The organism is Candidatus Hydrogenedentota bacterium, assembly GCA_019695095.1.
Taxonomy (GTDB): domain Bacteria; phylum Hydrogenedentota; class Hydrogenedentia; order Hydrogenedentales; family SLHB01; genus JAIBAQ01.
This window is the reverse complement of sequence record JAIBAQ010000019.1, coordinates 44,783-52,650: the sequence shown is the minus strand read 5'-3', so window position 1 is coordinate 52,650 and position 7,868 is coordinate 44,783. Positions and strand designations below refer to the sequence as shown.

The 7,868-nt window shown below is 57.4% G+C and carries 5 protein-coding genes; 4 read left to right on the top strand and 1 reads right to left on the bottom strand.

The features are described 5' to 3' along the window. The first annotated feature begins 436 nt into the window (after positions 1–436). The 3 genes from K1Y02_05490 (at position 437) to K1Y02_05480 (ending at position 4,306) form a co-directional block, all read left to right on the top strand. Complete coding sequence (locus tag K1Y02_05490; GenBank protein ID MBX7255793.1) at positions 437–1,483, top strand: Gfo/Idh/MocA family oxidoreductase; 1,047 nt, start codon at positions 437–439, stop codon at positions 1,481–1,483. A 268-nt stretch (positions 1,484–1,751) separates the two neighbouring features. Further along, positions 1,752–2,855, top strand: coding sequence for a peptidylprolyl isomerase (locus tag K1Y02_05485; GenBank protein ID MBX7255792.1), 1,104 nt, complete (start codon positions 1,752–1,754; stop codon positions 2,853–2,855). A 161-nt stretch (positions 2,856–3,016) separates the two neighbouring features. Continuing rightward, the gene (locus tag K1Y02_05480; GenBank protein ID MBX7255791.1) at positions 3,017–4,306 is read left to right on the top strand and encodes a Gfo/Idh/MocA family oxidoreductase; all 1,290 of its coding nucleotides are present in this window, start codon (positions 3,017–3,019) and stop codon (positions 4,304–4,306) included. A gap of 97 nt (positions 4,307–4,403) precedes the next feature. Here K1Y02_05480 and K1Y02_05475 read toward each other — a convergent pair whose 3' ends face one another. Beyond that, positions 4,404–6,419, bottom strand: a complete 2,016-nt coding sequence (locus K1Y02_05475; protein ID MBX7255790.1) for a redoxin family protein — start codon at positions 6,417–6,419, stop codon at positions 4,404–4,406. Positions 6,420–6,760: 341 nt separating this feature from the next. On the opposite strand from K1Y02_05475, the gene K1Y02_05470 reads away from it, so the two are divergent. Then, positions 6,761–7,657 (top strand): NAD(P)-dependent oxidoreductase, encoded by an 897-nt coding sequence (locus K1Y02_05470; protein ID MBX7255789.1) that lies wholly within the window; start codon positions 6,761–6,763, stop codon positions 7,655–7,657. Positions 7,658–7,868: the final 211 nt, after the last annotated feature.

The following is a 7,868-nucleotide window of genomic DNA, read 5'->3' as shown; positions in this document are numbered from 1 at the left end:
GAATGTAGCAATGCGGTGAAGGGGAAGTCAACAGGCAGAATCGAAGGTAAGGGCCGACAAGGACGACAAGGCCGACAAGGACGACAAGGACGACAAGGACGACAAGGACGACAAGGACGACAAGGACAGCAAGGACAGCAAGGACAACAAGGACAACAACAACGACGGCAAGGACAGCAAGGACAACAAGGACGGCAAGGACAGCAAGGACAGCAAGGACAGCAAAAACGGAGTGAGGCCAAGTGGGTTAGGTGGGTGCTTGAAATTTGGGTGATCAAATCGCATGATGCAATAGTAACTAGCGCGACAGGCCAATGAGAGCAAGGGCCAGGCGCGACGGAAGAATACCGGCGCCGGGCGGAAGGATCAGGCCTGCAATGCGTTGGTCGTTGCACGATGCACAACACACCCGGCACGGGGGCACAAAGGGAGCGTCATGAAAGTAGTTGGATTGGGAATCATTGGTTGCGGCAACATCGGTCCTGTTCATGCGCAGGCCATTTCGGAAATTCCGGATGCGCGACTGGTCGCGGTGTCGGATGTAGTCGAAAAGAATGCGAAGGCGCTTGCGGACAAGTATGGCGCTGAGGCGTATACCGACTATAAGGCCATGCTCCGGCGCGATGATCTGCATGCGGTGAGTTTGTGTGTGCCGAGCGGCATGCGGGCGGAGATTGCCGAGGAGTGCGCAAAGGCAGGCAAGCATATTCTGGCGGAGAAGCCGCTGGAAGTGAATTCGGAACGCATCAACCGCTTGATTAAGGCCGTGGACGAATCGGGCGTGAAGTTGGGATGCATCTTCCAGTACCGGTTCGCGGAAGGAGCGTTAGCCATCCGCAGGGCGCTGGATGAGGGACGGTTTGGGAAGCTGGTCATGGGGGACGCGTACATCAAGTGGTTCCGCTCGCAGGAGTATTACGACAGCGGCGCGTGGCGCGGCACGCGTAAGTTGGATGGCGGCGGCGTGTTGATGAACCAAGGCATCCATCAGATCGATCTGCTTGTATGGTTCATGGGCGGCGTGAAGTCGGTCGTCGCGCAAACCGCGCTGGTGGGCCACACAGGGCTGGAAGTCGAGGACTTGGCGTGCGCAATGCTCACGTTCGAGAACGGCGCGATGGGCGTGATTGAAGGCTCCACCGCGACGTGGCCGGGACATGCGGCGCGTGTGGAAATTTATGGCACGGACGGCAGCGCGGTGCTTGAAGACGGGAAATTGGTGGTCTGGAAGTTCAAGGACGAGCGGCCGGAAGATGAGCAGATCCGCGCGCAGATCGGTCAGGAATCGGCGTTGGGGTCGGGGGCGGCAGACCCGTTGGCGAGTTTGAAGCATGAAGGTCATCGGAGGCAGATCGACGATTTTGTGCATGCAATCCTTGAGGACCGTATGCCGCTGATTGATGGCCGAGACGGGCGAAAGTCGGTGGAAGTGATTGAAGCAATCTACCGGTCGGCGGAATCCGGGAAACCGGTGCAGTTGTAGGAATTGAAAGAACAGGGACAGACCCGTCTCCGCTTCGCTGCGCTTGGGTCAGTCCCTGTTTTTCGCTGCTTTTCACTCTTCCTTGAGTCTTCCACGTTTTGTCCCAATTAGGATTCTTTGGGGACGCGCGTTGTACGTAGCAATGTCCCCGTTTTTCATTGGGAAATCGTTTCTGTTATCCTCGTTTGAGTCTGTTCTGCCTGACCGATCCCGAGTGTAAACGGCTGAACCGGTCAGGCTGTCCATCACCCTCTTTGGAGATCCGTGTATGTTTCAGCGACGTGCTTGGCGCGTTTTTGTGTTTGGGATCCTGACCGCGGGCGCCTTGGGGCTGTACGCCTCGTATGCGGCGGAAGGTCAGGCGCCTGGCGAGACGCCGGCGCCGGTTCCGGCTCCCGAAGCGGCGAAAGAGGATAGTCCGGTAATTGCGAAGATAGGCGATAGCGAGGTCATCACGAAGGCTGAATTGGACCGGAGCATTGCGGCGATTCGGCAAAATCAGATGATTCAGGCGCGTGCGAGGGGCATGGCCGCGCCCACTATTCCTGAACCGACGCAGGCCCAGAAGATGCAGTTGCTCGATGACATGATTTCAACGCGGGTGATGTATTTGCTTGCGAAGCAGTCTGGGATCGTGATTTCGGATGAAGACGTGAATGCGGACATCGAGCAGAACAAGGCGCGGCTGCCTCAGGGGATGACGTTCGAGGACTACTTGACCAAGCAAGGATTGAACTTGGATACCGTGAAGGAGAATGTGAGAAGACGGATCCTCCTTCAGCGGTATACGGATCAGCAGACAAAGGACGTGACGGTGCCGGATCAGGAACTTGCGGACGAATACAAGCGCGCGTCTGAGCGCGGTGTGTTCGACGCGGTCGATTTCCAGCACATATTGATTCGTGTCGAAGGGACGGACGACGCCGCGTGGGCAAAAGGGAAAGAGGCAATTGACGCCGCGTATAAGCGGATCAAGGATGGCGAGGATTTTGCGAAAGTAGCGGCGGAAGTGTCGCAGGACGCGGAAACGAAGGACAAGGGCGGTGTGTATACCGGGGTGCCACACAATCCGAGGCGTCCGGAGTTGGACAAGGTGCTTTTTTCAACGAAAGTTGGCGAAGTGGCAGAGCCATTCAAGAGCGCGTCGGGCTGGCACCTGGTCAAAGTAAACGCGCGGGGTGCGATAGCGCAGGAGAAGGCGAGCGAGAATCTCAAGATGATCATGCTTCGCGCGAAGAAGCAGGAGGCGATGAAGAAGATCGTCGATGAAGCGCGGAGCAAGATGAACATTCAGATCACGATGCCCGCGGAAGGCGCTGCACCGGCGACGCCTGAGAGCGATGCCGGGAAGCTGCTCGACAAGGCGATCTAGTCCGCATTTGGACATTACTGGTTTGGGGGAAAGGCCGGGAACGTCGACTTAAGCAGGTCCATTTGGAAAAACAGGGCCTACTTCGACGCGATGCCATCGGTAGTAACGCGGAGATTCCCGCCTCACGGGTGTATTTGTTCAGAGAAAAGGGAAGCAGGTAGATGACGACGAATAAGACGCACGCTTCGACCGAACGCATTGACGTAACCATTGTGGGTGGAGGCATGATCACGCACGATCTGCTGCTGCCGTCGGTGTATCACCTTCAACGCACGGGTGTAGTTGGCAAGATTCAGGTCTGCGCGCTCAATACTCCGCCGCTCAAAGCGTTGCAGGAGAGTCCGGATTTGACGCAGGCGTTTCCTGGACAGAGCTTTGTTGCTCATCCGTCATTGAGCGAGCCGCCCACGAAGAACTATCCCGAGTTGTTCAAGGAGGTCATTGCAGCCATGCCGCCGCGCAATGCGGTCGTTGTGGCAATGCCCGATCAGTTGCATTACGCGGTGGTAAAAGAGGCACTGAAGAACAACCAGCATGTGCTGTGTGTGAAGCCGCTCGTGTTGAAGCATGAGCAGGCGGTTGAAATCGAGCATGAAGCGTACGAGAAGGGGCTGTTTGTGGGCGTCGAGTATCACAAGCGGTTCGATACGCGCGCGCTCATGGCGAAACGGCATTACGCGCTAGGTCATTACGGTGAATTCGTGATGGGCGAGGCACGGTTGCACGAGCCATACCTGTATCGGCATTCGAATTTTCAGAACTGGTTTACATGTCAGAACACGGACCCGTTTGTGTACATCGGGTGCCATTACGTGGACCAGGTCTATTTCATAACGGGGCTGCGTCCGACGTCGGTTTCGGTACACGGCGTGAAGGGGAAGTTCCCCAACGGCAATGAGTGCTTCATGTGGGCGCATGGCCGGGTCATCTTCGAAAACGGCGCATGCCTGTCAGTGGCCAACGGCCTGGGGTATCCGGACGATGGAGCCGGGAGTAACGACCAGTTCCTGATCATGTTCTTCGAAGGCGAAGACAAGACAGGCATGATTCATCACAACGATCAATTCCGAGGGGTCAGTCACTGTTACCTCGACGGAATCGGCTGCGGCGGCACGAAATTCAATTACGTCAGCCCCGACTTCTATCAGCTTGTGCCTTGGGAAGGACCTGGGTATGAACCGGTGGGCTATGGTTTCCGATCGGTTGCTGCCAACATCAGCACGATGCAGCGCATCGAGCGCGAGGCCGCCGGCTTGAGCGAAGCGGAGAGTCTCAAGTGCAGGCAGGCGATCATCAAGGAAGTTGACGAGAAGGGGATCATCGCGACGCCGGCGAATTCGAGCATCAATGAACTGGTAACGGAAGCGGCGCGCATGTCGATTCTCAGCGATGGGGATGTGGTGAATATCGTCTATGACGGGAAGCCGCATGTGGAGCCGAGGCACAGATAGGACCTACGGGACCCATAGGTCTTATGGGACCCATGGGCCGAGACAGCAAGCCCCAAGAACTGGTTGGACCAATGCGCTGTGGTGAGGATTCCCTAGGTCACGACAGGCATTGCAGTGGCTTTCCATCGCGGGTAAGCAGCGAATCATCTTTGATCGTGAGTTTGAATTCGCGGTCGCCTGCCTTTATCAGGACGTGTCCGTCCTGAATCTCCCACGAGCCGCGAGCGCGTTCGCCAGCGGCCATGACACCGCCTTCCAGAAAGCGGATACGGTATCTCCCCCACTGCCATTCGGTGTTGGTGAGCGTTTCTTGCGTGATGAGCTTGCCCGCACCGAGGCCGGTTGGCAGGCTGGTCTCGTTGCCGCCGGGAACATAGGAATAGCCCATATAACCGATGAACATCTCTTCGAAAGTCTGTTCACCGAATCCGACCCACGTGTTGGGGTCGGGATTGCTTGGGTTGGCGGATGAGTTGTCGAAGGCGCCGGTGCAGACGATGCGCGTGCCCGCGGGCAGGAGCTTCGGCTCCTTAAAGCGATAGAGCGTCTGCCAATTGAAGTCGTATTTGGGAACCGACAGCAGGATTTCGGAGGAACCGTCGGGATAGATGGCCTGGTATTGGAAATCCTTGCCGCGGTAGTGCATGTGCGGAGCGAGTTCGTATAGCAGCGTGTCTCTTAGGATCCGATGCGTGGCTGTTGTAGCGTAAGCCGCATCGTTGGGGGGTATCGCGAAATCGGTGTTGTACGCGGCTTTAGTGAGGAGTTCCTGGGGCTGTTTCCCTTTGTAGAGGTAAAGACCGAGCTTGGAAAGGTCGGTTACGGGTTTTCCAATTGGGCTGTAGTGGACCTGGAAAACAAAGGTCGAACCGGCGGGGACGAATTTCGCCGTGCCTTTGGGAAATTCGACGGGGGCCTGTCCGGGTACGTAACCCGCGAAATACCCTTCGAGTCCGCCTTCAAACTCAGGCTGTTGCGCTGCGAGGCGATCGGGGTATTGGATGAACACGAGAACATGGTGCAGTACCTGGCGATTGCCGGGGAGCACGTCCGCGGCGCGGACGTAGATATCCTCCTGGCCGGGGAAGGGTACTTCGAAGTACTGGTACTCAACGACTCCGGAAGCGGGTATCTGCATTTCCTGCGGCATGGGCAAGACGATATCGGGTTGGCCGAGCGGCCATTCCGTCAGCCGGGGTTTGGGCGCGTCGAGTAAGGGGTCGTCGCCCTCGCCGCGAGGGGCTCCGGCGTCAAGCCATGCGACTAGTGTGCGCAGCTCGTCCTGTTTGAGGGAGTTGTCATTGCCGAAGACGCCGAAATGGGGATCGGCGTGCCAAGGAGGCATCCGTCTCGTCAGAAGGACTTCGCGCATCATGCGTTTGCGTCCGGCGATGTCGTCGTAACTGTCCATGGAGAAGGGGCCGATTTCGCCTTCGGAATGGCACTGGACACATTTCTTTTTGAGAATTGGGGCGACGTTGTTTGAATAGGAGAGGTGCTTGGGTTCGGGGAGCATGTCGATGATGCAGCCCTTGGTTTCGGTGCGTGGAGTCTCGACGGGGGTGCCGGCCAGAACAGAGTCGAGCGCCGATTTGAGCCACGCATGTCCCGCTGCTGGCTTCTCGGCACCGTAATCTAGGCGGTCGTCGAGCGCGCCTCGGTATGCGATGGACCAGTTTTTCATGTCGATGACGAGGCACTCAGCCGTTCGAGTCACGCCGAGCGTCTTGGTGACCAGTTGGGCGCTGTCGAGTAGAACGGGCATATCGACTGCGAACTCTTGAGCTTCTTTTGCGACACTGGCCCGGTCGTCATTGGGATTGCCGTTAATCATGAGGAAGACCACGCCCTTAGGGGCGTAGGCATCGCGGATTTCTTTCAACGCGGGGATGGACTTGCGAACGATGGGACAACCGTTTCCCGCGAAGAAGAGTACGATGGCCTTGGCGTCGCGAAAACGCGACAGTTCATGGGATTTCCCCAGGTGGTCATCGAGGCGGAAGTTCTTGGCAACGGCAGGAAGCGGCGTCGGGTCTTGGGCTTGTTCAGGGGTTGCAGCAAAGGGGAAAACGAGGGCACCCACGATCAGGGCAAACAGGGCAGAGTAACGCATTGCACACACTCCAGAATCACCAGGCAGACTTATAGGTTGCGCACGGGGCCGTGAGAGGCTTCCGTTACACTCAACGCACGTGGTTACGATATTGGACACCACAGGGCCTTGCTCGGTATTGGGATGCAGGCAAAGCTCGTGGGGTTTATTCGAATTTGGCGTTTGGGCCTTGCAGTTGCCACAACGATGCCATTGGCATGGGATCATTCTCGGAAAGATTTGACGATAAGTCAAATTTTGGGATGGCCGTTGAGAGCATCGGATTACCGCTTTTGACGAAGAGACGCGCCGCTGCTACGCTCTTAACGTACTAGCGGAAGATTTCAACTGGAGTTGAAAGAATGGCAAAGCGACTTTTGATAACCGGCGCGAATGGTTTTGTGGCGGGCAGTATTGTGAAGCAGGCGGATGCGTCGTGGGAACTGCACGCGGTATCGCGCGGACCAGCGGCGTTCGAGCGGGAAAACCTCCGATGGCACACGGTTTCGTCGTTTGACGAGGAGTCGCTTCATGACTTGTTTCACGATGTGGAACCGGATGCCGTGATTCATACGGCAGCGCTCGCGGACATCGACTATTGCCAGGCAAACCAGGATGAAGCCGTGGCGGTCAATGTGGATTATACGCGGATACTGTCGACGTTGTGTTGCGATCACGATGCGAAGATGGTGCACCTGTCGACGGATAACGTGTTTGATGGCGAGAAGGGCAATTACGACGAGAGCGACCCGGTTAATCCCGTGAACTTCTACGGAGAGACGAAGGTTCGGTCAGAATGGGCCGTTTCGGCGTCACGTTGCAGGGCCGTCGTTGGGCGCGTGGCGTTGGTCATGGGGCTGCCGATGATTGGCGCGGGCAATTCGTTTGTCTCGCGGATGGTCGCGACGTTGGAGGCGGGACGCGATGTGACCGCGCCGGCAAATGAGATTCGGTCGCCGGTGGATGTCGTGACGCTGGGACAGGCCTTGCTGGAGCTTGCGGGGAACGATTGGACGGGGTGTATGCACCTCAGCGGGAGTGATCGATTGAGCAGGCTGGAAATGATGCGCCGGATCGCGCGCAGGTTGGGATACAGCGAGTCGAAAATTGTTGCGCATGACCCGGCGTCGATACCGGGCAGGGCGGAACGGCCGCGTGACGTGTCGCTTCGCAATATGAAGGCGCGCGCACGGCTGAAGACGCCGATGGTGGATTTGGAGCGGGGCATGGAGTTGATGCTGGGGGCGAGGGGATTTTAGATTTTGGATTTTGGATTTTGGATACCTTCGGTCGCATGCCGACAAGTGTGTCGGCGGAGTGGTCCGCCGCGGCGGATCGGGAGACCATGCCGCAGCGCGGGAGTGATTTGAAATTTGAAGGCCGTAGTCGGGGACAATTTCGCGTTCCGCGGTATGGGCGCAAATTGGGGACAGACGTCTCGCTGCGCTCGCTTGCGTCAGTCCCCAATTT